This is a genomic window from Massilia sp. DD77, assembly GCF_036961685.1.
Lineage (GTDB): Bacteria > Pseudomonadota > Gammaproteobacteria > Burkholderiales > Burkholderiaceae_D > Telluria.
The window spans coordinates 1-26,921 of the sequence record NZ_JBAMDH010000052.1; the positions used below are offsets into that span (position 1 = coordinate 1).

Annotated in this window: 21 protein-coding genes; 11 read left to right on the forward strand and 10 right to left on the reverse strand. The window is 68.5% G+C overall.

Annotated elements, in window-relative coordinates; all coding sequences use genetic code 11:
• Together V7778_RS22920 and V7778_RS22925 are read left to right on the forward strand one after the other, a co-directional pair.
• Positions 1-484, forward strand: a 484-nt coding sequence (locus tag V7778_RS22920) for a hypothetical protein (protein WP_335559581.1), incomplete at its 5' end; no start/stop codon positions are given.
• Positions 485-536: 52 nt separating this feature from the next.
• The gene (locus V7778_RS22925; RefSeq protein ID WP_335559583.1) at positions 537-836 is read left to right on the forward strand and encodes a hypothetical protein; all 300 of its coding nucleotides are present in this window, start codon (positions 537-539) and stop codon (positions 834-836) included.
• Positions 837-897: 61 nt separating this feature from the next.
• Here V7778_RS22925 and V7778_RS22930 read toward each other — a convergent pair whose 3' ends face one another.
• On the reverse strand, positions 898-2,949 hold the full coding sequence (locus V7778_RS22930) for a tetratricopeptide repeat-containing diguanylate cyclase (RefSeq protein ID WP_335559585.1): 2,052 nt from the start codon (positions 2,947-2,949) through the stop codon (positions 898-900).
• Between the two features lie 245 nt (positions 2,950-3,194).
• On the opposite strand from V7778_RS22930, the gene V7778_RS22935 reads away from it, so the two are divergent.
• From V7778_RS22935 to V7778_RS22945, 3 genes are all read left to right on the forward strand, one after another.
• Positions 3,195-4,076, forward strand: a complete 882-nt coding sequence (locus tag V7778_RS22935; RefSeq protein ID WP_335559587.1) for an ABC transporter ATP-binding protein — start codon at positions 3,195-3,197, stop codon at positions 4,074-4,076.
• Positions 4,073-5,641, forward strand: a complete 1,569-nt coding sequence (locus V7778_RS22940; RefSeq protein ID WP_335559589.1) for a hypothetical protein — start codon at positions 4,073-4,075, stop codon at positions 5,639-5,641. Before V7778_RS22935 ends, V7778_RS22940 begins: the two co-directional genes overlap by 4 nt.
• 91 nt (positions 5,642-5,732) lie before the next feature.
• Positions 5,733-6,491, forward strand: a complete 759-nt coding sequence (locus V7778_RS22945; protein ID WP_335559592.1) for a DUF2243 domain-containing protein — start codon at positions 5,733-5,735, stop codon at positions 6,489-6,491.
• Positions 6,492-6,497: 6 nt separating this feature from the next.
• On the opposite strand, the gene V7778_RS22950 is transcribed toward V7778_RS22945, so the two are convergent.
• The 7 genes from V7778_RS22950 to phaP all read right to left on the reverse strand — a co-directional run bounded on the left by V7778_RS22950 (position 6,498) and on the right by phaP (position 13,334).
• Positions 6,498-7,190 (reverse strand): helix-turn-helix transcriptional regulator, encoded by a 693-nt coding sequence (locus V7778_RS22950; protein ID WP_335559593.1) that lies wholly within the window; start codon positions 7,188-7,190, stop codon positions 6,498-6,500.
• Positions 7,187-7,801 carry an alpha/beta fold hydrolase gene (locus tag V7778_RS22955; RefSeq protein ID WP_335559595.1) on the reverse strand — a complete coding sequence of 205 codons (615 nt, stop codon included), beginning with the start codon at positions 7,799-7,801 and terminating at the stop codon, positions 7,187-7,189. Before V7778_RS22955 ends, V7778_RS22950 begins: the two co-directional genes overlap by 4 nt.
• A gap of 116 nt (positions 7,802-7,917) precedes the next feature.
• Complete coding sequence (locus V7778_RS22960) at positions 7,918-8,484, reverse strand: hypothetical protein (RefSeq protein WP_335559597.1); 567 nt, start codon at positions 8,482-8,484, stop codon at positions 7,918-7,920.
• A complete protein-coding gene (locus V7778_RS22965) occupies positions 8,481-8,936 on the reverse strand; it encodes a hypothetical protein (protein WP_335559598.1) in 456 nt (151 codons plus the stop codon). The genes V7778_RS22960 and V7778_RS22965 overlap by 4 nt, the downstream gene beginning before the upstream one ends.
• A 76-nt stretch (positions 8,937-9,012) precedes the next feature.
• Positions 9,013-10,788, reverse strand: coding sequence for an ABC transporter ATP-binding protein (locus tag V7778_RS22970; RefSeq protein WP_335559618.1), 1,776 nt, complete (start codon positions 10,786-10,788; stop codon positions 9,013-9,015).
• Between the two features lies 1 nt (position 10,789).
• Positions 10,790-12,541, reverse strand: a complete 1,752-nt coding sequence (locus tag V7778_RS22975) for an ABC transporter ATP-binding protein (protein WP_335559600.1) — start codon at positions 12,539-12,541, stop codon at positions 10,790-10,792.
• Positions 12,542-12,638: 97 nt separating this feature from the next.
• Positions 12,639-13,334, reverse strand: a complete 696-nt coding sequence (phaP, locus tag V7778_RS22980) for a phasin family protein (protein WP_335559602.1) — start codon at positions 13,332-13,334, stop codon at positions 12,639-12,641.
• Positions 13,335-13,550: 216 nt separating this feature from the next.
• On the opposite strand from phaP, the gene V7778_RS22985 reads away from it, so the two are divergent.
• From V7778_RS22985 to V7778_RS23000, 4 genes are all read left to right on the forward strand, one after another.
• The gene (locus V7778_RS22985) at positions 13,551-14,843 is read left to right on the forward strand and encodes an amidohydrolase family protein (RefSeq protein ID WP_335559603.1); all 1,293 of its coding nucleotides are present in this window, start codon (positions 13,551-13,553) and stop codon (positions 14,841-14,843) included.
• A gap of 62 nt (positions 14,844-14,905) precedes the next feature.
• Positions 14,906-15,433 (forward strand): GNAT family N-acetyltransferase, encoded by a 528-nt coding sequence (locus V7778_RS22990; RefSeq protein ID WP_335559605.1) that lies wholly within the window; start codon positions 14,906-14,908, stop codon positions 15,431-15,433.
• Positions 15,430-15,954: a GNAT family N-acetyltransferase gene (locus V7778_RS22995; protein ID WP_335559607.1), complete on the forward strand. Its 525-nt coding sequence runs from the start codon at positions 15,430-15,432 to the stop codon at positions 15,952-15,954. Before V7778_RS22990 ends, V7778_RS22995 begins: the two co-directional genes overlap by 4 nt.
• A 97-nt stretch (positions 15,955-16,051) precedes the next feature.
• Positions 16,052-17,035, forward strand: coding sequence for a diacylglycerol/lipid kinase family protein (locus tag V7778_RS23000; protein ID WP_335559608.1), 984 nt, complete (start codon positions 16,052-16,054; stop codon positions 17,033-17,035).
• Positions 17,036-17,042: 7 nt separating this feature from the next.
• Here V7778_RS23000 and V7778_RS23005 read toward each other — a convergent pair whose 3' ends face one another.
• Together V7778_RS23005 and V7778_RS23010 are read right to left on the reverse strand one after the other, a co-directional pair.
• On the reverse strand, positions 17,043-19,952 hold the full coding sequence (locus V7778_RS23005; RefSeq protein WP_335559610.1) for an MGH1-like glycoside hydrolase domain-containing protein: 2,910 nt from the start codon (positions 19,950-19,952) through the stop codon (positions 17,043-17,045).
• Positions 19,949-21,805 carry a glycoside hydrolase family 13 protein gene (locus tag V7778_RS23010; RefSeq protein ID WP_335559612.1) on the reverse strand — a complete coding sequence of 619 codons (1,857 nt, stop codon included), beginning with the start codon at positions 21,803-21,805 and terminating at the stop codon, positions 19,949-19,951. Before V7778_RS23010 ends, V7778_RS23005 begins: the two co-directional genes overlap by 4 nt.
• A 525-nt stretch (positions 21,806-22,330) precedes the next feature.
• Here V7778_RS23010 and V7778_RS23015 point away from each other — a divergent pair.
• Complete coding sequence (locus tag V7778_RS23015) at positions 22,331-25,234, forward strand: TonB-dependent receptor (protein ID WP_335559614.1); 2,904 nt, start codon at positions 22,331-22,333, stop codon at positions 25,232-25,234.
• 93 nt (positions 25,235-25,327) lie between these two features.
• The gene (locus V7778_RS23020; protein WP_335559616.1) at positions 25,328-26,839 is read left to right on the forward strand and encodes a tryptophan halogenase family protein; all 1,512 of its coding nucleotides are present in this window, start codon (positions 25,328-25,330) and stop codon (positions 26,837-26,839) included.
• The last annotated feature ends 82 nt before the right edge of the window (positions 26,840-26,921 follow it).

The window sequence follows — 26,921 nt, forward strand, 5'->3', positions numbered from 1 at the left end:
GCAGCGGCCGCCGGGACGCCGGCCGCCGGGACGCCGGCCGGTACGCCTACGCTGGTGGGCGCTCGCCCTGGGCGTGCTGTGGCTGGCCTGGATGGTCGCCAAGCCGTCCAAGGCTCTGATCGAGCGCCGCATGGACAAGGCGGTGGCGCTGGCCAAGGAATGCAAGGCGCGCGAAGCCCAGGACGAGCTGATCGCACTGCGCGAGACGCGTGCGACGGCCGAGCAGCTAGCCCAGGTGCAAAAGGGGCTGAACACCGCCGCGGCGGCCTGCACGCGCGCCGAGCAGCGGCGCGAGGACTGGTTCGAGGCGCGCGGCGCGATCGAGAAACTGCTGAAGGCCTCGTCCTTTGACAAGGCGCGCACGCGGCTGGCCGCCTTCACGCGGCGCTGGGGCGAGGACGAGCAGACCCGCGCGCTGAAGCGGCGCATCGACGAGGGCAAGCGCGAGCATCCGCTGGCCGACCCGGCGCGCGGCGGGCGCTGAGCCGGCGCCCGGTGTATGCTGGCGTTCAGGTATTTTGTGCGAGGAGAAGAAGATGAACAGGACCATGGTGGGCACGCTGCTGGCGCTGCTCGTATCGGCCGCGCTGGCCGGCTGCGGCCGCGACGACGACATCGGGCCGGCGCAAAAGGCCGGCAAGGCGCTGGACGAGGCCGGCGCGCGGGTGTCGGACACGGTGCAGGACGAACTGGAGAAAGCCGACCGCGCCGCCGAGGAAGCGCGCGAGAAGGTCGAGGACGCGACGCGCGACGCCAGCCGCGGGCTGGACCGGGCGAAGGACCAGATCGGCAAGAAGGTCGAGAAGGCGGGCGAGAAGCTGCAGGACAGCAAATAGGCTGCGTAGGGTTGGCCGGGGCGCGCAGCCGGCTATGCCGCCGACCTACGTCGCAGGCGCATCACGCGCTGGCGATCCGCAATTCCTTCCATTCCCCCAGCACCACCGACAAATCGACCTGCCCGGCGCGCCAGGCGCGTTCGAGGTTCTGTTCGATCTCGTCGATGCAGGCCTTGTCCGGATCGGCGAAACCGCGCACGCCGTAGGCGCGGTTGCGGCCATGCGACTTGGCCAGGTATAGCGCCATGTCGACCAGGTTTACCGCCCGCTCCCACGGCAGCACCTGGCCGCCGACCGCGATCGGGTAGGGCGCGTAGCCGATCGAGACGTTCACCGCCAGCGCGCTGTCGCCGTAGGGAACGCGGATCGAAGCGATGCCATTCAGGATCCGTTGCGCCACCTCGTCCAGGCCGCCGCGCGGGATCGTCGGCAGGTAGGCCAGGAATTCCTCGCCGCCCCAGCGCACGATCATGTCGGTCTCGCGCAGGATCTCGCGCAGGCCGGCCGCGATCGCGGTGAGCACGGCGTCACCGGCCGCGTGGCCATGGGTGTCGTTGATGTGCTTGAAGTGGTCGACGTCGAGCAGGAACAGGGCGCCGGTCTGCTCGTCGCCCAGGCTGCCCGGCAGGCTGCGCATGAAGTCCAGGAAGTGGCGGCGGTTGTACAGGGCGGTCAGCGGATCGCGCACGCTTTGCTGCTTGAGTTCGCGGTTCTTCTCGTGCAGGGCCGCGTTCGCGTGCCGTACCTTGCGGTACAGCAGGCCGACCACGGCCGAGGCCAGCGCGAACACCACGGCCAGCAGCCACCAGACGCGCTGCTGCAGGCGGCGGTTGTCGAGCTCGGCCGACTTGGTCTGGTTTTCGCTGCGCAGCAGCTCGATCTGGCGCTGCTTCTTGTCGGCCTCGTATTTTTCCTGCAGGTCGATCACGGCCTGCTGGCGCCGCTTCTCGAACAGCTCGTTCGAGATCTTGCGCTCGCGGTGGTAGGCCTTCAGCGCGCCCGCCAGGTCGCCGGCACGTTCCAGCGCCGCGCCGTATTCGACCAGCACGACCTGCAGCTCCGGCTTGTCGCCCAGGTCTTCGTAGCCTGCCAGGCCGGCCTCGATGTGGCGCTTGCCCTCGAGCAGGCGGCCCAGGGCCATGTAGGCCTGGCCCAGGTTCAGGCGCGCCGTGATCTCCAGGCCGCGGTCGTTCAGCTTGCGCGCCGCCTCGATGGTCTGCTCGGCGTAGTTGGCCGCGTTGCGGTAGTCGTGCAGCTTCAGGTAGCAGTCCGACAGGTTGACCAGCGAATAGGCGACCATCGAGTGGGCGCCGATCTTGCGTTCGAGCGCGATCGCCTCCTGCAGCGCCTTGAGCGCGCGCTGGTACTGGCGGGCCTCGATCGCCAGGCCGTATTCGGTATCCTTGAGCGTGGCCATGCGGCCCGGGGAATTCGTCTTCAGCGCCGCCGTGGTGGCTTCTTCCAGCACCTTCAGGCCCGCTTCCGGATCGCGCAGCATGCCGTACAGGCTGGCCAGCGAATTCAGCGCCATCACGACCTGCACCGGGTCGCCTCCCTGGCGCGCCAGCGCCGCCGCGGTCTGCAGGCGGTCGAGCGCGGTCGGCAGGTTGCCTTCCTCGGCATAGGTCTCGCCCGAGGAGATGATGGTGCGCAGGCGCAGGTCGAAGTCCTTGGTGGTCGCCGCCAGCTGTTCCGCTTCGCGGATCAGGCGGTGCGATTCGGCCAGGCGGTGCTCGCCCGACTCGATATACCCCATGCGCAGCAGGCCCTTGGCCAGGGCCACGCTGTCCTTCTGTGCGCGGCCGAGCGCGATCAGCTCGTTGGTGGTGGCCAGCGCGGCCTCGTTGTGGCCCAGGACGTACTGGGCGGAAGCAAGCTGGTTCAGGAATTCGGCACGCTCGGCCAGCGGCGCGGCGCGGCCCTCGGCCTCGATCGCCTGCAGCATCGGCAGCGCGCGTTCGGGGACGAAGCGGTTGACTTCACGAATGTCGGCCAGGCGCTCGCCGAGCGTCGCGCCATCGGCGGCGCCGGCGAATGCCGACGCGGCGCACAGCGCCACGGCAAGCGCGAGGCTTCGGGGACGCGCGAGCGCGCGGTGCAGTGCAGCGAACATGGATCGGGTCTCGTGGCGCCGGGAGGATTCCGACGAGTTTCGTTCAAAACATTATAGGCCTGTTGCAGAGGAGTAATTCCGATTTCTCATGAATTGTCACAAAAATGACACATGCATGACGCCCGCGACGCGCAGCCGGGCGCCGGCGCAGCCCGGACCGCCTTTTCGACCGTCCATCACAAAGCCCGGGCGGGGCAGGGTTGCTTAATTTACAGTGTTTTCATCTAATAAACAGTGAGGCGGACATGCTGGAATTGCGCGCGGTAGCAAAGACCTTCGGCAAGGGCGTGAAGGCGGTGGACGGGGTGAGCCTGCGGCTGGAAAGGGGCGTGGTCGGCCTGATCGGCCATAACGGCGCGGGTAAGACCACCCTGATGCAGATGATCGCCACCCTGACCCGCCCGAGCAGCGGCCAAGTCCTGTGGAAGGGCGCCGACATCGCGCGCACGCCGGACGCCATCCGCCGCACCCTGGGCTACCTGCCGCAGGACTTCGGCGTCTACCCGAACCTGAGCGCCCTCGAATTCATGCAGTATTTCGCGGCGCTCAAGGGCGTGCGCGACGGCGCGCGCATCCGCCACCTGCTCGAACTGGTCAACCTGCACGACCAGGCGCACCGTCCGGCGGCCTCGTTCTCGGGCGGCATGCGGCGCCGGCTCGGGATCGCCCAGGCGCTGCTGAACGACCCCGACATCCTGGTGGTCGACGAGCCCACCGCCGGCCTCGATCCCGAGGAGCGCCTGCGCTTTCGCAACCTGCTGGGGGAGCTCGGCTTCGGCAAGCTGGTGATCATGTCCACCCACATCGTCTCGGACGTCGAGAGCATCGCCGGCGAGCTGGCGATCATGCGTTCCGGCCGCCTGGTCGCGCACGAGACCCCGGACGCGATCCTGGCGCGCGCCCGCGGCCAGGTCTGGAGCGCCAGCGTCGCCGCCCTTGATTACGAGGCCCTGCGCGGGCGCGTCCACGTGTTGCAGGCCCAGCGCCAGGGCGAGCGGGTGGCGCTGCGCATCGCCCACCCCGAGCTGCCCTGCGCCGGCGCGCATGCGGCCGAGCCGAGCCTGGAGGAGGCGCTGATGGCGCAGCGCTACGCCGTGCACAGCGAGGTCCAGGCGGAGGCGGCATGAACGGGCGCCTGATCTACACCCTCGCCGCGGTCGAAGTGCGGCTGCGCCTGCGCCGCCTGTCGACCCTGGCGGCGCTGCTGGCCGTCGTGGCGGTGAGCTGGGCCATGATCGAGGATCCCGCCGGCGGCAAGGTCCTGATCGCGCTGGACGGCGCCCGCGTGCTGTACACCAGTTCGGCGCTGGCGATGGGCAGCGCCACCCTGGCCGGCGTGCTGTTCGGCCTGGCCGGCTTCTATCTCGTGCGCGGGCGCAGCGCCGAAGACCTGCGCAGCGGGATCGGCGGCGTGATCGGCGCCACCCCGGCCGGCAACGCGGCCCTGCTGGCGGGGCGCTGGCTGGGCGGCGTCGCCTATCTCGGCCTCCTGGTGTTCGCCTTCATGCTCACCGTCCTGGCCTGCCACCTGCTGCGCGGCGACGGCCCGATCCAGCTCGCGGTCTACCTGCAGACCTATGTGCTGGTGCTGGGCCCCATGGTGCTGTTCGCCGCCAGCTGCGCGCTGCTGTTCGACAGCTGGGCGCCGCTGATGGGCAAGGCGGGCGACCTGCTGTACTTCTTCATCTGGGTCGCCACGATCGCAACCGGTCCGCAGATGATCGAGGAGGGCAAGGCCGCCGCGCAGGTGCTGCCGCTGGCCATGGCCTTCGACTTCATGGGCATGGGTCACGCCATCGCCGCCTTGTCGCAGTATGCGGACACCAGCGCGATGGCGATCGGCAGCATGCCTTACGATCCGGCGCTGCCGGTGCGCGCGTTCCCGCAATGGCTGTGGTACGACGGCCTGGTGCGCAGCCGCGCCTTGTCGGCCCTGGCTGCCATGCTGCCGCTGCTGCCGGCGCTGCCGCTGTTCCACCGTTTCTCGCCGGACCGCGTCAAGGCCGGCAAGGCGCGCGAGCGGCGCACGCCGCTGGCCATCGTGAATGCCTGGCTGCGTCCGCTGTCGCGCCTGGTCCAGCCGCTGTTCGGCCTGGCCGCGCGCCTGCCCGGCACGGCGGGACAGGCCCTGGCCGACGTCGCGCTGGCGCTGGCCACGGCGCCGGCCGCGATCGCGGCGCTGGGAGCGGCCCTGGTGGCGGGCGTGGTGCTGCCGGCCGCAAGCCTGCCCGGCCTGGTGCTGGCCTGCGCCGCGTTCTGGGGCGTGTTCGTCAGCGACACCGGCACGCGCGACTTCAGCGCCGGCTGCGACGACCTGGGCGCCGCCGTGCCGGGCGGCGCACGGCGCCGTTTCCTGCGCCAGTTCCTGGCGTCGACCTTGCTGGGCTGGATGTTCATGGGCATTCCGGCCTTGCGCTGGCTGGCGGACTCGCCGGAACGCGCCGCGGCCGTGCTAGGTGGCGTGGTGGCGCTGGCCGCCTTCGCCGCGCTGCTGGGCCAGCTGAGCCGCACGCCGCGCCTGTTCATGGGCCTGTTCCTGTTCGGCCTGTACGTGGCGGTGAACGCACCCCACCAGCCCATGCTGGACGTGGTCGGCTTCACCGGCGCGGCCACGGCGCAGTCGGCGGCGACCATGCTCGCGGCCGGGCTGGCCGCGCTGGCGGCGGGCTACGCCTGGAGCCGGCGCCGCTGAAGGAGAGCAGGCTTCCCTTGCGCAAGGCGGCGTCGCCGCCGCACGCCGCGTCCTATACTCCTCCTTCGCGCATGGCGGAGGAGGGAATGCGATGTGGACATCGAGTTGGGCAAGATGGGCGGCCGCGCTGGGCTTCGCGCTCGGCGGCTTCTTCGACGGCATCCTGCTGCACCAGATCCTGCAGTGGCATCATTTGCTCAGCCTGGTGCGCGGGATCGATGACTTGCGCACCCAGGTGCTGTGGGACGGCTACTTCCACCTGCTGATGTATGCGGTCGCGCTGGCCGCCCTGTGGGGCCTGTGGCGCGCGCGCCGGGGCGCCGGCGTGGCCTGGGGCTGGCCGCTGGTGGGCGCGGTGCTGGTCGGCTTCGGCGTGTGGCATGCGCTCGACGCCGTGCTCTCGCACTGGGTGCTTGGCATCCACCGCATCCGGATCGACAGCGACGCCCCCTTGCTGTGGGACCTGGCCTGGCTGGCCGCCTTCGGCCTGCCGCCGCTGCTGGCCGGCTGGAAGCTGATGCGCCGGGGCGGGCCCGCGCTGCGCGGTTCGGGCGCCGCCATGCTGCTGCTGGGCGTGGCGACCGGCGGGGCGGGCGCCTGGGCCGCGCTGCCGCCCGCCCTCAACGAGCAGACCGCCACGGTCGTGTTCCGGCCCGGCGCGAGCCCGCTCGACGTCTTCGCCGCGCTCGACGCGGTCGACGGCCGGCTGGTGTGGAGCGACCGCACGATGGGGGTGGTGGTGGCAGCGGTGCCGCAGGCGCGGCGCTGGGAACTGTACCGCCACGGCGCGCTGCTTGTGGGCGGGACCGCCGCGCCGGCGGGCTGCTTCGGCTTCAGTAAGCCGGGCTAGTTCCGCTCAGGCGAGATCGGGAACGCCGCATTCCTCGCGCCATTGGCGCAGCAGTTCGTGGCGCGGGGTCGGATAGCGTTCGGCGCTCGATTCGGCCTGCACGATGCGGTCGACGCGGAAGTGGCGGATGGCGCCGCGCAGCTCGCACCACGCGGCCAGTACACGGCGTCCCTGGAAGAAGGCCAGCGCGAACGGCCAGACCAGGCGCTCCGAGGGCTTGTGCTGTTCGTCGCGGTAGGCGATGTGCAGCTTGCACTGGCTGCGGATCGCTTCCCGCGCCGGCTGCATGAACAGGTCCGGCAAGGCTTCGGCGGGATCGACCGGCACCCACAGGCTGGTCTCGGCCATGTGGTCGCGCAGGTCGCGCGGCGTGGCGGTGGCGATCTTGGCCAGGGCCCGCTCGGCGGCCGTGCTGAGCGCGGCGTCGCCCTGGTGGCGCACCCAGCGCGCGCCCAGCACCAGCGCCTCCAGTTCGTCCTTGTCGAACATCAGCGGCGGCAGGAAGAAGCCGGTGCGCAGCATGTAGCCGACGCCGGCCGAGCCGTCGATCGGCGCGCCCAGCTGGGCCAGGGCCTGGATGTCGCGGTAGATGGTGCGCTCGGAAACGCCGAGCCGCTCGGCCAGCGTGCTGGCGGTCACCGGGCGGCGGTTGCCGCGCAGCGCGTCCATCAGCTGGAACAGGCGTCCGGTGCGGCTCATGGACGCGCCGCCAGGTGGCGGTCGATGAGCGGCGCCACCACGCCTGCGAAGGCGCAGCCGAGATCGTGGCCGCCGCCGGGAATCACTTCCAGGCTGGCGCGCGGCAGCAGCGAGGCCAGGCGCCGGCCGGCGGCGACGGGACTGATGGGGTCCGCATCTCCCCACAGCAGCAGGGTCGGGATGCGCAGCGCGGCCAGCCTGGGCGTGAGGTCCTCCTGGTAGCTGGTGAACCAGTCCGGCAGGTCCGGGTGGGCGGTGCGGATCGCGGGACGCCAGTCCTGCGCGCCGAAACTGGAAGGCGGCATGCCGCCCGAGGTCGCGGACAGCACCAGGTGGGTGAAGCGTTCGGGCTGCCGCAGCGCGGCCAGCAGCGCGACCACGCCGCCCATCGACTGGGCCACCAGCGCGCTCGGCCGGTCGACCTCGGCGAGCAGCCGGGTGGCCAGGTCGTCCAGGCCGCGGATGCCGGGCTGCGGCGCGGCGCCGCCGAAGCCGGGCCAGGCCACATGCACCTGCGCGGCGGGGCAGGCCAGCAGACCGGCGGCCGGACGCCAGAATGCGCCATTGCCCAGCGCGCCGGGGAGGAAGAACAGGTGGCTCGGTGTGTGCATGGCGCAGGGTCATCAAGGGACGGTCGTGGATCGCCCGATAGTGTAATTGCCGCGCGGCCGGACCGCAAAACGCCGATTGGGGGAGAGGTCCCCGTTTGGGCGCTAGCTGCGGGGCGTCAGCGCCAGAGCGCCTTCCACCAGCTGGTCTTGCCGCGCAAGTCCTTCAGCGCCGCGAAGGGGATGGCGTCGAACATCGCGTCGTCGTCGTCGTGCCGGAAGCCGCCGTATTCCTTGGCGAGCATCAGCGGGATGTCCATGTGAAAATGGCCCTCGAAATGCTCGCTGTCCATCGCTTCGACCGTGGCCAGCAATTCGTGCAGGCGCGGCGGGACCTCGCCCTTGTAGGCGACGTTCTCGGGGTCGTCCTCGCTGTCGTAGGTCACGGCCCAGACCTGGCGGCCATCGCGCCACAATGCGCAGGCCGCATAGCCGATGTGTTCCTCGATGTCGCAAGACACCGCCTGGCAGCCGCCCGAGAGCCTGGCCATGCTGTCGGCGCCGAGGATGCGGTGGCCGCTGCCGCGTGCCGCCACCAGGAAGGCCTGGTGCGGCAAGGGGTGGGCGACGATGCCCTCGAAGGGATAGCTGCGCTCCTCGTCCGTCTGCGCCAGTTCCAGCCGGGACAGGATCTCGTCCGGCGCCAGGCCCTTCACGCTTACCCACGACAAGGCGATGCCCATCACGCGGACCTTTCGTGCCGGTGGAAGCGCCGCTTCCCGGTGGCGAGGAAGGCGGCCGCGAAGCCGATGCCGGCCAGGCCCCAGACAATCGAGGCGCTCACTTCGAAGCTGGTGCGCAGTTCGGGGTGGTTGACCGCCAGCGGCACCAGCACCAGCGCCCGCAGCAGGCAGACCGCGGCGATCCCGGCCAGGACCGGCCGCAGCAGGGGCAGGCGGCGCAGCAGGCCGAGGGCCGAGCAGGCGTAGGCGGCGCACACGCCCATCAGGGCGGCGATCGCCGCCGTCCCGGCCGGCGCAAGCCAGGTGCCGGCGCGGGCGGAGGCGACGACCTGCGGCGGTGCGCCGAAGAATGCGTACCATGCCGGCCCGCCCGCGATCGTGGCCAGGTGGATGGCTACCCCCAGGATCGAGATCGCCGCCGCCAGGCGGATCCACCATTGAGATGTCGTGTTCATGACGACAGCATAGCGAATCCCGGGCGCTGGAAATACGCGGTTTGTCACATGTACAAGGCCCGCGGCGTGCCCAGCCTCACTGCGCCGCGATTTGCTGCAGCAGGTAGAGGCGCTGGTACAGCCCGCCCTCGATGCGCATCAGCTCCTCGTGCAGGCCGGCTTCCGCGATCCGCCCGTGGTTCAGCACGATGATGCGGTCGGCGTCGCGGATGGTCGACAGCCGGTGCGCGATGGCGATGATGGTCACCTGTCCGCGCAATTCCTCCAGCGCCTCCTGGACGATCTGCTCGGTGGCGCTGTCGATGCGCGAGGTCGCTTCGTCCAGCAGCAGGATGCGCGGCTCGCCGGCCAGGGCGCGGGCGATCGCCACCAGCTGCTTCTGGCCCGAGGACAGGCGCGAGCCGCCTTCGCCAAGCTGGGTCTCGTAGCCCTGTTCCAGGGCCGCGATGAAGCCGTGGGCGTGCGCCGCGCGCGCGGCGGCCTCGATGCGCTCCAGCGGCAGGCCGCGTCCCATGTCGATGTTCTCGCGCGCGCTGGCCGCCAGGATGAAGGGGTCTTGCGGCACCAGGCCGACCTCGTTGCGGAAGCGCTCGTTGCCGATGGACGCCAGCGGCAGGCCGCCGATCTCGATGCTGCCCTGGTCCGCGGTGTAGTAGCGCAGCAGAAGCGAGAGCAGGGTCGACTTGCCGCTGCCGGTATGGCCGACGATGCCGAAGAAGGCGCCTTGCGGGATGTCGAGCGAGAGGTCGTGCAGCACCGGCTGGCCCGGTACGTAGGCGAAGCCCAGGTGGCGCACCCGCACCGCCGGCGCATGCGGGTCGGCCGCGGCCCCGGTGCCGCTGCGCCCGGACGCGTGCTCCGGCGCGCCTTCTTCGTCCAGCAGGGCGGCCACGCGCGAGGTGGCCACCACCGCCTGCTGCAGCCCGCTGAACTGCATGGTGATCTGGATCAGCGGCTCGACCACGCGCGCGATGTAGCTGATGAAGGCGTACAGCACGCCCACTTCCACCGCGCCCATCTGGCGCTGGCCGAAACCGTAGATGACCACCGCCAGCAGCACCACGTTGAGCAGGTCGAGCGCGGGGCGCAGCAGCAGGGCGTTGGCGCGCAGCTCGGCCAGGCGCGCCGTGTAGTGCGAGCGGTTGGTGTGCAGGAAGCGCTCGCCGAAGCGTAGTTCCGCATTGCTGGCTTGCAGGACGCTCATGCCGCCGATCGATTCGGCCATCTGGCCGTTGATGTCGCTGCGCAGGGCGCGCGCCTTGGTCACCGCCGGCGCCGACAGGCGCTGGTAGAGCCAGACGATGCCCAGCACCGCCGGCACCAGGGCCAGCACGATCAGCATCAGGCGCCAGTCCAGCCAGGCCATGGCGATCATGGTGCCGACCAGGACGATGCTGCTGTCGAGGATCACGAACAGCACCTGGATGTAGAGGGTCTTGACGGCCTCGGTGTCGTTGGTCACGCGGCTCACCAGCTGGCCGGTGATGGCGCGGTCGAAAAAGGCCATGGGCAGGCGCAGCACGTGACCGTAGACCCACTCGCGCAGGCGCTGCACCGAGCGCATCGCCACGCCGGACAGGCGCACCAGCTGCAGGTAGCGGATCCAGGACGACAGCCAGCCGGTCACCACCAGCCCGCCCAGCAGCAGGGCCATGCGCGGCCAGTCGAGGGCGCGCGGCAGCAGGTGGTCGTCGATCAGGGCCTTGCCCATAATAGGGCCGACCACTTCGAGCAGGGCGGCCAGGGTCAGCCACAGCACCGCCCAGTGGACGTGGCGGCGTTCGGGGTCGGCGGCGCGGCGCAGCAGGCCGAGCGCCCGCTTGGCCTGGATGCGCATGTCGGCCGCGGGCATGTCAGCTGGCTTCAAGGCTGGCCTCCAGTTGCTGGTAGCGCCACTGGCTGGCATACCAGCCGTCGAGCATCAATAGTTCGTCGTGGGTCCCGGCTTCGACGATGCGGCCGTCGCGCAGGACGATGATGCGGTCGGCCCCGGCCACGGCCGACAGGCGGTGGCTGGCGATGATCGCGGCGCGTTCGGGACGGGCCTGGCGCAGCTCTTCCAGGTGTTCGAGGATGCGGGTCTCGGTGCCGGTGTCCACCGCCGACAGGGCGTCGTCGAGCAGCAGCAGGGCGCTGTCGGCCAGCAGCGAGCGCGCGATCGCCACCCGCTGGCGCTGCCCGCCCGAGAGGGTGATGCCCTTTTCGCCGACCGGCGTGTCGTAGCCGTGCGGGAAGCGCAGGATGTCGTCGTGGATCGCGGCCATCTTCGCGGCGTGTTCGATCTCGGCGCGCGAGGCGCCGGGCCGGGCCAGCGCGATGTTCTCGGCAATCGAGGCCGAGAACAGGAAGGATTCCTGCGGCACCCAGCTGGTCGCCGCGCGCAGCGCATTCAAACGATAGGCTTCCAGGGGCTGGCCGGCCCAGGTGACCCGGCCCGCTTGCGGCGTGGCCTGGCGCAGCAGCACGCGCAGCAGGGTCGACTTGCCGGAGCCGGTCGGGCCCACCAGGCCCAGGGTCTGGCCCGGCTGCAAGCTCACCGACACATGGTCCAGCGCCGGCTTTTCCTGCTCGGGGTAGGCAAAGATCACGTCCTCCAGCTTCAGGGGGCCCTTGCCGACCGCTTCCAGCGTGCCCTTGTCCTCGACGGTGAGCGGGGCGTCGAGCAGGGGCTGCAGGCGCGCCAGGCCGGCGCGGCCGCGCTCGACCAGCGACAGCACCCAGCCGGCCGCGAACATCGGCCAGATCAGCTGGCCCAGGTACATCGAGAAGCTGGTGAGGTCGCCCACCGTGAGCTCGCTGTTCCACACCAGGTAGCCGCCCAGGCCCAGGGTCAGGCCGGTGGCCGCGGTCAGGGTCAGGCCGACGGCCGGTTCGTAGGCCGCTTCCCACTTCTTGGCGTCCAGGCTGGCGCGCGAGGCGTGTCCGGCCAGTTCGGCGAACTGCAGCGCGCTGCGCTGTTCGAGGCCGAGGGCGCGCAGGGTGCGCACCCCGGATAGCGATTCCTGCACGTGGTCGTTGAGCGCGGAGAAGCGCTTGAGGGCGTCGCCTTCGGCGGTGTGGATGTGGCTCGAGATGCGCCAGAAGGCCAGCGCCATCAGCGGGAAGGGCAGCAGGGCGATGGTGGCCAGGCGCCAGTCCACGCCCAGGGTCATGATCCCCAGCACCATCACCAGGGTCAGGGTGCCGTCGAAGCCGGCCAGCATCGCTTCGCCGGCCGCCATCTCGATGGCGTCGATGTCGTTGGTGGCCAGGGCCATCAGGTCGCCGGTGCGCTGGCGCTGGTAGAAGGCCGGGCCCTGGTTCGACAGTCGCGCGTACAGGCGGGTGCGCAGCTCGACGCCCAGCTTGTAGGCGGCCGAATACAGGCGGATGCGCCAGCCCACGCGCAGGACGTAGATCGCCACGCCCAGGCCGAGCAGCTGCGCCAGCCCGACCAGCAGCGCGCGCTGGTCCAGGCTGTGCGCGGCCAGGCCGTCGATCAGGGCGCCGACCTTGCGTGGAATGAGGACCGTGCAGAGGGCTACGCCTGCCAGCATCACCGCCGACGAGGCATAGGATTGCCAGTGCCGGCGCACGAAGTCGCCGATCAGCCTTGCCAGACTCATTGAAATTCCTTGGGTGCTGCCCGAAAAACAAAAGCGGGCCGAAGCCCGCTAGTGTAGTAGGTTTGCAAATCCGGCGCAGCGCCGCTTCTTGCCTCGCTTACTTCCTGCGCTTGTTGCCCTGCGCCTGTGCCGGTTCGATCTTCGGCAGCGCCGCGGTGTCGGTCTCGGGGACCGGCGCCGACAGCGGATGCGGCGCCACGGCGGCTTTCGGCGCACCCTTGCCGGCGGCCTTGGCGATCGGGTTCGGCGCGGCCACCGGGGCCGGCTCGGCGACCGTGGCGATGGGCTCGGCCACCACGGCCGGTTCCTTCGATTCGACGTGTTCCTGGACGTAGGCGGCCAGCTGTTCGCTTTCGACTTTTACCTGTTCGACGGCGGCTTCGGCCACGGGCTGCTCGACCGTCGCGGTGCTTGCGGGGACGGCAGCGGCGGCCGGCAAGGCCTGCGCCGCCGGCAGCGCGGCTGGGGCCGGCGACGAACGCACCAGGAAGCCTGGTGGAATCTGCGCGCCGCTGGCGATGCTGAACAGTTCGCGGCCATAGGCGAACAGGCTGCGGAACTGTTCCTCCGCGTGGCTGCGCAGGGCCAGGATGTCCTGCGGGCTGCTGGCGCTGAACAGTTCGCGCACGGCTTGGGAGGAGCGCTCGACCGAGTCGCGCGACGTGGAGATGTTCAGGGCGAGCACCCGGCTGGCGTTGTCGAGCGCCTGCGCGGTGACGGTACGGAACAGGGAGAATTGCGCCTCCAGCTGGGCGGTGCGTGCTGCGGTCAATTGCTCGGGAAGTGAAGTCATGTGATTTCCTTGTCGGTCAAATTATGGCGCACTGCAATATATCTAGTGTATCCACGATTTGCCGGTGTTGCAACGCACAATCGCAAACGATTTGGTCTGGGTAATATTGCGTAGCAGCATTAATTATCCGTGTGCATGAGTTTAAGCTCGGCGCTGCTGCAAAATCGCTACAATCGGCTATCCCAAGAGAAGGCTATCCCAAGAGAAGGAGTGCGCATGGATCTCGTGATTCGCAACGCTACTTTGCCGGACGGCAGGACCGGCATCGACATCGGCATCGACGCCGGCCGCATCGCCGTCCTCGAGGAAGGGCTTGCCGCCCGCGGCGCACAGGAGATCGACGCCGAAGGCGACTTGGTCAGCCCGCCCTTCGTCGACGCCCACTTCCACATGGACGCGGTGCTCAGCTACGGCCTGCCGCGTGTGAACCGCAGCGGCACCCTGCTCGAAGGGATCGCGCTGTGGGGCGAACTCAAGCCGCAGCTGACCCAGGACGCCCTGGTCGAACGCGCGATGCGCTATTGCGACTGGGCGGTGGCGCGCGGCCTGCTGGCGATCCGCACCCACGTCGACATCTGCGACGACCGCCTGCTGGCGGTGGAAGCCCTGCTCGAGGTGCGGCGCCGGGTGGCGCCCTACCTCGACCTGCAGCTGGTGGCCTTTCCCCAGGACGGCATCCTGCGCAGTCCAGGCGCCTTCGACAACCTGCGCCGCGCCATCGCCATGGGCGTGGACGTGGTGGGCGGCATTCCGCACTTCGAGCGCACCATGGCGCAAGGGGCCGAGTCGGTGCGCCTGCTGTGCGAATTCGCGGCCGAGCAGGGCCTGCGGGTGGACATGCATTGCGACGAGAGCGACGATCCGCTGTCGCGCCATATCGAAACCCTGGCCTATGAGACCCAGCGCCTGGGCCTGCAGGGCAGGGTGGCGGGCTCGCACCTGACCTCGATGCACTCGATGGACAACTACTACGTGAGCAAGCTGCTGCCCCTGATCGCGGAAAGCGGGGTGGCGGCGATCGCCAATCCGCTCATCAACATCACCTTGCAGGGGCGCCACGACACCTATCCCAAAAGAAGGGGGATGACGCGGGTGCCGGAACTCCTGGCGGCCGGGGTCGACGTTGCCTTTGGTCACGATTGCGTGCTCGATCCCTGGTACGGCATGGGCTCGGGCGACATGCTGGAGGTGGCCCACATGGGCCTGCACGTGGCCCAGATGACGGGGCTGGAGGCCATGCGCCAGTGCTACCAGGCGGTGACCGAGACCCCCGCGCGCATACTCGGCCTGGAGGGCTATGGCTTGCGGCCGGGCTGCCATGCCGACCTGGTCGTGCTCGATGCGGGCTCGGCGGTGGAAGCGATCCGGCTGCGCGCCGTGCGGCGCCTGGTGCTGCGCCGCGGCCGGGTGGTGGCCGAGGGGCCGCTGGCGCGTGCGCGCCTGATCTTGCCTGAACGGCCAAGCGCTGTCGATTTCCGCCTGGAATCACGATCTGCGCACGATAGGTGAAAATCCCGGCGGTTTGGGGCAGAATAGGCGGCTTTAGCAATTGCCAACCTTCCCCGACCACCGTGAAAGACATCCAGATCCGTCCCGCCCAGGAAGCCGACTTCGAGGCGATGTGGAGCATCTTCTGCGCCCACGTCGCCCAAGGTGAAACCTATACATTTACGACCGCCACATCGCGCGAAGCCGGCCACCAATACTGGCTCGGGCCGGGCGTGCGCAGCTACGTGGCCTCCCTCAACAATACCCGCCTGCTGGGCATGTACCGCCTGGTGCCGAACCAGGCGGGACGCGGCCACCACGTGGCCAACGCCTCCTTCATGGTGAGCCCCTCTGCGCAAGGCGTGGGCGTGGGCCGCATGCTGGGCCAGCACAGCATCGACGAAGCGCGCCGCCAGGGCTTCCTGGCGATGCAGTTCAACCATGTGGTGAGCACCAACACCGCCGCCATCCAGCTCTGGAAACGCCTCGGCTTTTCGATCGTCGGCACCCTGCCCAAGGCCTACCGCCACAAGCGCCTGGGCTATGTGGACGCCTACGTGATGTACCAGCTGCTGCAAGACCCGGAGCACTGGCCGACGGCGGACGAATGATGGAGATCCTGCGCACCGAACGCCTGCGCCTGCGCACCGTGCGGGAAGAAGACGCCGATTTCTACCTGGAACTGGTCAACGACCCGGCCTTCATCGAACACATCGGCGACCGCGGCCTGCGCACCCTCGAGGACGCGCGGCGCGCCCTGCGCGAGGGACCGCTGGCGATGCACGCGCTGCGCGGCCATTCGCTGTACCTGGTCGAGCGGCTGGAGGATGGGGCGCCGGTCGGGCTCAGCGGCCTGATCAAGCGCGACAGCCTGGACGACGTCGACATCGGCTACGCCTTCCTGCCGCGCTACCGCGGCCTGGGCTATGCGCTGGAGGCGGGACATGGCGTGGTGAAGCATGCGCGCTTGCTCGGCATCCGGCGCCTGGTCGCCATCACCACCCCGGCCAATGCGGCGTCCATCGGACTGCTGCTCAAGCTCGGCCTGCGTTTCGAGCGCCAGGCCAGCCTGGCCCCGAGCGAGCCGCCGGTCAACGTCTACCTGGCGGACCTGGCTGCCCTGGATCGCTGAGGGCTTGCGCCAAGGCCGCGCAGAGCGGCTGCGCCAGCCGGCGAGCGGCAATGCTAGGATGGCAGCGTTGCCAACCACCGCAGAATCCGATCATCCGATGCCAATCGCCGAGCCCGCTTCCAACGCGCCTTTCTTCATCGTTCTCAACGCCGGTTCGGGCCATTCCGAAACCGAGCTGCGTCGTTCGACGATCGACGAGGTGATCCGCGGCGCGGGGCGCAGCTGCCACATCGAAGTAGTCGAACAACCCGAGCGCCTGCAAGACATCGCCCGCGGCATGGCGGCGCGCGCCAGGGCGGACGGCGGGATCCTGGTGGCGGCGGGCGGCGACGGCACCATCAACACGGTGGCGCACGAGGCCGTGCTGGCCGGCTGTCCTTTCGGCGTACTGCCGCAAGGCACCTTCAACTATTTCGGCCGCACCCATGGAATTCCCGAAGACCTGGCCGAAGCGGTGTATGCCATGCTGCGCGCGCGCATCGAGCCGGTGCAGATCGGCATGGTGAATAACCGCATCTTCCTGGTCAACGCCAGCGTCGGCCTGTATCCCAGGCTGCTCGAGGAACGCGAGCACGACAAGCGCCAGTATGGCCGCAGCCGGGTGGTCGCCTTCTTCTCGGCGATCAAGACGGCGCTGCGCCCCTACCGCCACCTGCGTATCGAACTCGAACTCGAAGGCCAGGTCAAGCGCTTGCGCACCACGACCCTGTTCGTCGGCAACAACCGCCTGCAGCTCGAGCAGGTGGGCATGGAGGGCTTGACCGAGGCAGTGGAGGAGGGCGAGCTGGTGGCCCTGGCGCCCAAGCCGATGGGCAAGCTGGGTCTGCTGACCCTGCTCATCCGTGGCCTGTTCGGCAAGCTCGGCAGCGGCGACGTGACCGCCTTTGCCTTCAAGCGCATGACGGTGCGCACGCCGCGCTTGTACGGGCGCAAGCGCCTGAAGGTGGCGACCGACGGCGAAGTGGCCAAGATGCCGATGCCGCTGGAATTCCGCGCGGTCGAGGGCCAGCTGGCCCTGCTGGTGCCGGGACGGTCGCGCGTGGCGGCCCGTCCCGTCGAAGGCGAGGCGGAAGCCCTCTGACCCGGGTTTATTTCACCCTGGTCAGGCGCAGCCCGTGGATGTCGAAGCGGTTCGACGGCCCTTGCGTGCCGCCGGCGGCGCTGAAGCTGCTGTTGCTCTCCAGGTAGCTCATGTTGTAGAAGTCGCTCAGCTCGGCGCGGTAGCTGCCGGCTGCCAGGGTCGCCGCCAGCGGCGTCGAATACACCGCCGGGGTGTTCGCCTTGGCCAGCGGCGCATGCGGCAGCTGGATCACGCCCTGGGCCACCAGCTTGCCGCGCGCATCCTTCAAGACCAGCCATTTCACACCGCCGCTGATGCCCAGGTTCACCTGGTTGGCGGCGTTGTGATAGCGCAGCTGCACCTGGTAGCGGCCCGGCTGCGTCACCCGGATGCGTTCGACGGCGAAACGGTCGCCCGGCCGGCCCCAGTCGGCCAGGTGCGGCGCGGCGAAACGCGCGTTCGGCGGGCTCGCCTTCAGGTTCGACACGATGCGCGGGTCCGGCACGGTGATCTCGATGCCAGGATCGACGCAGCGCGGCTGGCTATGGTGGCTGACATTGCCAGAGTCAGCGAAACGCGCCTCGACCGCATAACAGGCCGTGGCGGAGGCGGCGCGGTCGGTCCAGCCGCCGGCGGGCAGGTCGTTCGCCACCAGCTTGCCGTCGCGGTAGACGTTGTAGCGCACGTCGCCGCTGCCGCCGCCGTCGAAACGCAGCGTGGCGCGGCCCTTGGCGGCGTGCAGCGCCGTGATGGCGGGATCGCGGGGCGCGAAGGTGGCGCTGGATTCCAGATAGGGATCGGCATTCACGCGGCGCATGCCGCCCCGGCTCGGCAGCAGCTTGCCCAGCACGATTTCGACCTGGTTGCTGTCCTGGAGCTCGGCCAGGCGCAGGGTCGCGGCGGCCGGCTTGCCGTTGACGAGGACGCGCTCGACCTCGTAATAGCCGTCCTCGCGGCTGGCGACCGGCAGCCGCAGGCGCACGTCGAAGCGGCGGCCATGCAGGCGCAGGTCGTGCAGGCTGATCTCGTTCGAGGCGCTGAACATCTCGCGGCGCAGCTTGGCAGTGACGAAAGGCTGGAGCCTGAGGCCGTCGTCGGTGGCGGCGACGCCGAACACGTTCTGCACCACCATGCCCAGGTAGGCGCCCACCGACCACAGCTGGCGCCTGGAGTTGATGACCGGTCCGATCAGGGAGGGGTTCTTCTCGTCCAGCAGCAGCGGCTGGCCGGAGAGCCATTCCAGGTTCTCCATGTTCGACATGTTCAGGGCCGCGCCGCGCATCAGGGAGTCGTAGGCGGCGTCGGCCACCAGCGCATTGCCGCCCTGGACTGCCGCGCGCAGGCCATAGGCCGTCACGAAAGGCCACAGCGCGCGGTTGTGGTAGACCGGCATGCCCTGCTGCTGGGGCCAGATCACGGGTGCGCCCATCGGGCCGTGCGGATAGCGCGCCAGGATCGACTGCGCTCTAGCCTCGTCGGCCACGCCGCTGACGATGGCGAGGGCCTGGCCGAGCCAGTCGAACTTGTGCATCGGCGCGCCGTCGAAATGGGCGGCCGTGAGACTGCTGTACATGCCGGCGTCTTCCAGCCACAGGCGCTCGTTGATGGCGCGCTTGAGGGCGTCGGCCCAGGCGCTATAGCGCTGGCCGCGCGTTGTGTCCTGGTGTTCGCGCGCCAGGCGCGCGGCCAGGCGCAAGGCCTGGTAGTGGCCGACATTGGTCGACAGGGCTTTGCTGCTTGCCATCGAGGCCAGGTCGCCCGGGATCCATGCCGCGTAGCTCTGGTCGCGCCAGTCGAGGAAGGATTGTTCGCCGGTGTACAGGCCGCTGGTCGCGTCGAAGGCGGCGATGCGGTCGTTCTCCAGCGTATTGACCAGCGCCTTGAAGGCCTTCTGGGCAAAGGCGGGGCGTTCGGCGGCAGGCAGGGTGCGCAGCACTTCCTCGGCCGCGAAGGCCCAGGTGACGCGGTCGGTGCTGACCGGCCAGCTGCCGCCGCTGCCGGTGTCCTGCACGATCTGCAGGCCATCGATGCTGCCCGCCACCTGCGGCGCCTTGGCCACGCCGGCGCGCCAGCCTGACAGCTTGAAGTCGAGCGAGTTGCGCACGCGCCGAGGGTCGAGCAGGGCCAGGCCCAGGTCGGCCGCATAGGACAGGTCGCGCGTCCACACGTAATGCCACTTCTCGCCGGTCTCGAAGCATTCGCAGGGAACCGGGGCGCCGCCGTTGTAGTTGCCGTCCTTGATCCGGCTGACGGAATCCAGGCGCATTTCCGCGCCGGCCAGGGCGAACAGGGCGTCGAAGGCCAGGTTCCCGCTGCGCACGCGCGGCAGGCCGGCCTGCTCGCCGTATTCGCTGGATTGCGGGCCCGGGTCGCGCAGGCTCATGCTGGTGGAGTGGGCGTAGCGGCGCAGTTCGGCGCCGGCGTCCGGCGTCGAGAAGCGGGCCGTTTCCTGCTTGCCGTCCCAGGTGGGCCAGCTGAGGGAGGCGAGGGCTTCGCGGCCCGCGTGCGGGTCGGCGGCCGGGCCGGCCTGCGCCGTTTCCAGGCGCTCCACGCGCAGCTTGGGCGCCCTGGCGTCGGCGGTGTCGACGGTGAAGCGGTAGGTGCCGGTCCGGCGCACGAACAGGTAGTCTTCGGGGCCGGCTTGCGTCTCCAGCGCATAGGCCGTGCCGGGAGCGACGGTCACGCTCTTGCTGGCATCGAGCACCCATTCCGCGCTCCAGTCGCCGCTGCCGACCTTGAAGGCGTGGTTGCCGGGGCTGACCAGGATGTCGGCCTGGTAGATGCCTTGTCCCTTGTGGACCAGGGCGTTGTCGGTGCCCCAGCCGTTGAAGGCGCCGCGGATGTAGAGTTCGCGGGGAGCGTCGGCCTGGGCGGCTGATTGGGCAGCCGCACCGCCGCAGGCCAGCAGGGCGGCGAATGCAAGCGCATGGCGCTTCATGGGGTCACCTGCAATTCGAGGATGATCGCCGAACGCGCCGGCAGGCGCAGCTCGCTGCGCAGGTCGTAGGCCTTGCCGCTCAGGACATCCCTGCCCGCGGCGACGCCGCCCAGCATCTCGCGGAAGCGCTCGACGCCGAGGACCATCTCCTTCGGGTTGTTGTTGAAGGCCACCAGCACCTTGCCGCTGCCGCTGTCGCTGTAGCGGAAGTAGACCCAGGTGTTGTCGCGCGGGCCATAGTGCATCAGCTTGCCGTGATGGATCAGCGGCTGGCCCTTGCGCCAGGTGACCAGCTTGCGCACGAAGTCCTGCGCCTCGCGCTGGCGCGGCGTGAGGCCTTTCCCACTGAAGGCGTCGACCCTGTCGCCCTTCCAGCCGCCCGGGAAGTCGGTGCGGTAGCTGGCGTCGTTGCGCTCCCCGGTGGCGCTGGTCTTGAGGATCTCGTCGCCCGTATAGAACTGGGGGATGCGCGGCATGGTCATGGTGAACACCAGTTCCATCTTGAACTTGTCCAGGTCTTCGCCGACCACGCTGTACAGACGCGCCATGTCGTGGTTGCCGACGAACAGGACCAGGTTGCCCGGCTCCGGATACAGGTAGTCGAGCGAGAGCGTCTCGTAGACTTCGTTGAACACGTTGTGGCCAAGCTTGGCGGCCAGGGCGTTGCGCATGGCCTCGGCCAGCGGGAAGTCCATCAGGCTCGGGGTCGAGGCGGTATAGCCGTCGAAGTTGGCCTTGCCGCGCTGCCAGCGCGCCACCACCGGCACCTTGGTGCTCCATTCCTCGCCCACCAGGTTCAGCCTCGGATACTCGGCCATGATGCGCCTGGTGTATTCGCTGAGGAAGGCGCTGTCCGAATAGCCGAAGGTGTCGATGCGCAGGCCGGCCAGGTTCGCATACTCGATCCACCAGATGTTGTTCTGGATGAGGTAGTTGGCCACCAGGGGATTCGACTGGTTCAGGTCCGGCATGCTCTCGACGAACCAGCCGCGCGTGAAGTTGTCGGCGTCTTCCTTCGAGGCATAGGGATCCTGCACCGCGGTGCGGTGGTGGGCGGTCGGCACGAACTTGCCGCCGTAGTTGACCCAGTCCGGCGTCGGCAGGTCCTTCATCCACCAGTGGTGGCTGCCGATGTGCGACAGCACCACATCCTGGATCAGGCCGATGCCGCGCGCCTTCGCTTCGCGCGACAGGCGCACGAAGTCCTCGTTGCTGCCGTAGCGCGGGTCGATGCGGTAATGGTCGGTGGCGGCATAGCCGTGGTAGGAGTAGGCCGGCATGTCGTTCTCGACCAGGGGCGTGGGCCAGAGCTGGGTGAAGCCCAGGCCGGCGATGTAGTCGAGCTGCTGGATCATGCCCGCGATGTCGCCGCCATGGCGGCCGCCGCCGTTCTTGCGGTCCAGCTTGTCCGCCATGGCGGGCAGGCTGTCGTTGGAAGGGTCGCCGTTGGCGAAGCGGTCCGGCATGACCTGGTAGATCGCATCCTTGCTGCCGAAGCCCTCGCGGCTGGCCGAGCCCGGCGCGCGCGCCAGCAGGCGGTAGGCGTGGCTGGCCGTGCGGCCGGCGCCGCTGAAGCGGATCTCGAAGCTGCCGGGCTTGGCGTCCTCGCCCACGACCAGGTCGATGAACAGGTAGTTCCTGTTCGGCACCCGGGTCACTTGCGCGATGCGCACGCCCGGATGGGAGAGGGCGGGTTCCAGTTCGGCGATGCGCTCGCCGTGGACCATCAGCTGCAGTTGCTTGTTCTGCATGCCGGTCCACCAGAACGGCGGCTCCATGCGGTCGATGGCGGGCGTCTGGGCGTGGACGGCGAAAGAAGCGCCGAGAAGGAGGGTGGCGAAGAGCTGTCTCATGATGAATGGGCCGATCCCGCCGGTTTGCCCTGTCCCGTAGTCAGACTACAACCGCAGAGCAGGCCAGAATGCGGAACAGAGGGCCGCGCGTTGTTGTGTTGCCACGAGAATACTATAGAAATCAGGGCGTCTCACAACCACGAGCGTGTAAGAAATCTAGTCAAAGTACATGTTTGCGGATAACAAGCAATGTTATCTTAAGCCGAGTAAAACATTTCAGCCGGGGCATGCACCAAGGGAGTGCAAAAACATAATGAATTGCAATTAAACAGGGCGTTTGTAGTCGTACTACAGATGTCAGTACGTGTCGTTGTAGCCCAAATACAACGCGCACACCCCTATTTTCGGGCGAATAGTGAAAAAACATGCCAATATCGTAGTGACAAGCAACTCCCGTTGACAGTGCATCTAGTTTTAATACAGAATCGTTGGCAGAACGTTCAAAACCGTTTGCTTGGGCTGCTGCGCCGCTGCCTGTCGCGCTGTAGTTTCGGGAAAAAACATATCGTCTTTTAGAGGGGACACATGAATATCTTCGCAACCAAGCGCGCCGAACCGGCCCGCCTTGCATTCCAGCTGAGCCCGGTCGCTGCCGGCTGCGCAGTCTTCCTGTCCGTGTTCGCAGGTAGCGCCTACGCGCAAGCCAGCGCGCAGGACACCACCACCAACGCCGTCACGAGCGCCGCCACCCAGCCGGCTTCGGCCGAGCAGGCAGCGGCCGCCGCCGAGCCGACCCCGCCGGGCGCCACCCCCGCCGCCGGCAACGCTCCCGCCGTCGTCACCGTGACCGGTATCCGCCGCGGTATCGAAGCGGCAATCTCGATCAAGAAGAATTCCAGCTCGATCGTCGAAGCCATCTCGGCCGAAGACATCGGCAAACTGCCGGACCAGAGCGTCGCCGAATCGATCTCGCGCCTGCCGGGCGTGTCGGCCCAGCGCGGCCGCAGCTCGGGCAAGGCATCGGAGATCTCGGTGCGCGGCCTGTCGCCAAGCTTCAACGGCACCCTGCTGAACGGCCGCGAAATGGCCTCGACCGGCAATGCCCGTTCGCCTGAGTTCGACCTGTTCCCGGCCGAGCTGATGGGTTCCATCGTCATCTACAAGACCCCGGACGCGAGCGTCATCGGCCAGGGCCTGGCCTCGACCATCGACCTGCGCACCGTGCAGCCGCTGGACTTCGGCAAGCGCACCGTCGCCGTCAGCTACAAGAAGAGCCGCATGGGCGTGAAGCAGCGCGACGGCCTGCCGGAAGGCGATGGCGACCGCTACACCCTGTCCTATATCGACCAGTTCGCGAACCGCACCATCGGCGTCGCGATGGGCTTCACCCGCTACGAGGAAATGGGCGGCGGCCAGTCGAAGTTCAATTCCTGGGGCACCGCCACCATGGATTACAACGGCACCCAGGTACGGACCCCGGGCGGCTTCGGCTACGACACCGAAGTGGGCTCGCATAACCGCGACGGCGCCTTCGCCTCGCTGCAATTCCGTCCCAACAAGAACTTCAAGTCGACCGTCGACCTGTTCTACTCGGCCGGCGAGACCGGCCTGAAGAAGACCGGCTTCGAGGGCGGCGTCGCCTTCAACGCCGGCGGCCGCTACGAGCTGAACCACGTGCTGAGCAGCGCCACCGTGTCGAACGGCGTCGCCACCAGCGGCACCATCAGCAACTGGAAAGGCGTGGTGCGTAACCACTACGAGGGCGCGGAAGACGACCTCAAGACCATCGGCTGGAACAACGAGCTGAAGATCGGCGAGTGGACCACCGCCGCCGACCTGACCTGGTCGAAGGCCACCAAGCTGAGCTCGCGCTACGAGACCACCGCCGGTATCGCCGGCCGCGCGCAGGACACCCTGAACTACACGAACTTCGACGGCGGCAACGTCACCGAAGTGAAGTACACGCCGGGCTCGAACTACGCCGACCGCGGCGTCGCGCGCCTGACCGACGTCATGGGCTGGTCCGGCGGCGAGACCTCGCCGCAGGCCGGCTATCTGGCCCAGCCTTACGTCGAAGACCAGGTCAAGGCCATGCGCCTGACCGCCAAGCGCGACCTCGAATGGGGCCCGCTGACCGGCGCCACCTTCGGCTTCAACCACACTTCGCGCGACAAATCGCGCACCGGCCCTGAAGGCCGCCTCCTGATCAAGGGCGGCGACGGCCCGTACGCGGCCGTGGCGATGCCGGGCAGCGAGGTCGCCTTCGCCGGCGCCTCGGGCTTCCAGGTTGCTTCCTGGGATCCGCGCGGTTCGCTGGGCACGATCTACGAACTGGCCAACAAGGTCGACGCCGACATCTACAACAAGTTCTGGGACGTGCAGGAGCGCATCAACACCGGCTACGCCATGGGTAACCTGGAAGGCGAGCTGTTCGGCCTTTCCTACCGCGGCAATGCCGGCCTGCAGGCGATCCACACCCGGCAAACCGGCGGCGGCTACGTGGTCGACCGCGCCCGTTGCGTCGGCAACACCGCCGAGACCTGCCCGGCCCAGCGCGTGAGCGAAGGCGACAGCTACTGGGATGTGCTGCCTAGCCTGAACCTGTCCTTCGACCTGGGCAAGGAGCAAGTGCTGCGCCTCGGCGCCGCCAAGGTGGTCTCGCGCGCCAACCTGGACGACCTGCGCGCCGGCCAGAACTTCGGCCTCGCGACCCAGGGCGTCTCGCTCCTGACCGGCAGCGGCGGCAACCCGCAACTGAAGCCCTTCCGCGCCAAGGCGCTCGACCTGTCGTACGAGAAGTACTTCGGCAACAAGGGGTATATCAGCGCCGCGCTGTTCTACAAGAAGCTCGACACCTACATCCTGCGTGTGCCGGTCGTCTTCGACTACGCGCCGTACATCACGCCGACCACCCCGCTGCCGCAGACCGGCCCGTTCGCCGGTTCGACCGTCGGCCTGTTCACCCAGCCGCTCAACGGCGACGGCGGCAACCTGAAGGGCTTCGAGCTGGCCGCGAACATTCCGTTCTCGATGCTGACCTCGTACCTGGACGGCTTCGGCGTGATGGTCAACCACTCGGACACCAAGAGCAGCGTGAACCTGCCTGAGGCCGGCTTCCCGAACGTGAACGGCGATCCGGGCAGCATCCCGCTGCCGGGCCTGTCGCGCAAGGTGACCAACCTGCGCCTGTACTACGAGAAGAACGGCTTCCAGATCGCCGCCGCGGCGCGCAAGCGTTCGAGCTTCCTGGGCCAGGTGTCGGACTTCCAGGACAACGCGCAGCTCACCTTCATCAAGGGTGAGACCATCGTCGACCTGCAGGCTTCGTACGAGTTCCAGAAGGGCTGGCTGAAGGGCGTGAGCCTGTTCGCCCAGGCGCAGAACTGGAACAACGCACCGTTCCTGGAGTTCACCACCGACGAGAACAACCCGTCGAACCGCGTGGACTACGGCCGTACCTACCACTTCGGCGCAAGCTACAAGTTCTAATCGATTCGAGTAGGACTACAATGCAACCCCTGACGCCTCGCGCTTCAGGGGTTGTTTTTCATTCCGCGACTACCCAAGACCGCAGGACACAACATGCAGAACCAAGCAATCAAGGACATCGTCATCGTCGGCGGCGGCACCGCCGGCTGGATGACCGCGGCGGCGCTGTCGACCATGCTCAACGGCCGCTACAACATCCGCCTGGTGGAATCCGACGAGATCGGCATCGTCGGCGTGGGCGAGGCGACCATCCCGATGATCCAGCGCTTCAACCGCGTGGTCGGCATCGACGAGCACGAGTTCATGCGCGAGACCATGGGCAGCTTCAAGCTGGGCGTGGAGTTCGTTAACTGGGGCAAGCTGGGCGAGCGCTACATGCACGGCTTCGGACGCCTGGGCCAGGACCTGGCCACCGTGCCCTTCGACCAGTACTGGCAAAAGATGCGCCTGGCCGGCAAGGCCGCGCCGCTCGAGGAATACTCGATCACGCGCATGGCCGCCAAGGCGAACAAGTTCATGCCGGCGCGCCACGACGTGCCGAATTCGCCGCTGCGCGACATCAACTACGCCTACCACTTCGACGCCGGCCTGTACGCGAAGTACCTGCGCAAGCTGTCCGAGGCGCGCGGCGTGACCCGCATCGAAGGGAGAATCACGCGCGCCACGGTGCGCGAGCCGGACGGCCACATCGACGCAGTGGAGCTGGAGAACGGCACCCGCGTGGAAGGAGAGCTGTTCATCGACTGCTCGGGCTTCCGCGGCCTGCTGATCGAGCAGACCCTGGAGACCGGCTACGAGCACTGGAACCACTGGCTGCCGGCGGACCGCGCCCTGGCCGTGCCCTGCGAATCGGCGCCGGTGATGACGCCCTACACGCGCGCCACCGCGCACCAGTCGGGCTGGCAGTGGCGCATCCCGCTGCAGCACCGAACCGGCAACGGCCATGTCTACTGCAGCCGCTTCATCAGCGACGACGAGGCGGCCGCGACCCTGCTGGCCAACCTGGACGGCAAGCCGCTGGCGGACCCGCGCCTGATCAAATTCGAGACCGGCATGCGCAAGCAGGCCTGGAACCGCAACGTGGTGGCCATCGGCCTGGCCGGCGGCTTCCTGGAGCCGATCGAGTCGACCAGCATCCACCTGATCCAGTCGGCGATCCAGCGCCTGGTCGACTTCTTCCCGGACCGCGGCTGGAGCGCCGTCGACCGCGAGGAATACAACCGCCAGTCGCGCTTCGAGTACGAGCGCATCCGCGACTTCATCATCCTGCACTACCACCTGAACCAGCGCACCGATTCGGCCTACTGGACGGAATGCGCCAACATGGCGATTCCCGACACCCTGCGCCACAAGATGGACATGTACCGCTCGCACGGGCGCGTGGTCCGGGTCGACAACGAGCTGTTCTCGGAAGTGGGCTGGATCCAGGTGTTCGAAGGGCAGAACATGCCGATCGAGGGCTATCACCCGCTGGTCGACACCCAGTCCGAGGAGGACATCGCCGAGTACCTGGAAGGGGTGCGCGGGGTGATCGCCAAGTGCGTGGGGGTGATGCCGACGCATGATGAATACGTTGCCAAGATGTGTGCGGCGAAGAAGATGTAAACCTGCCTGCAGGGGTGGTTCGAACGGCCGCTTCGTGCGGCCGTTCTCTTTTAGGCCGTCGGTAGGCATACGAGCGTGGGTT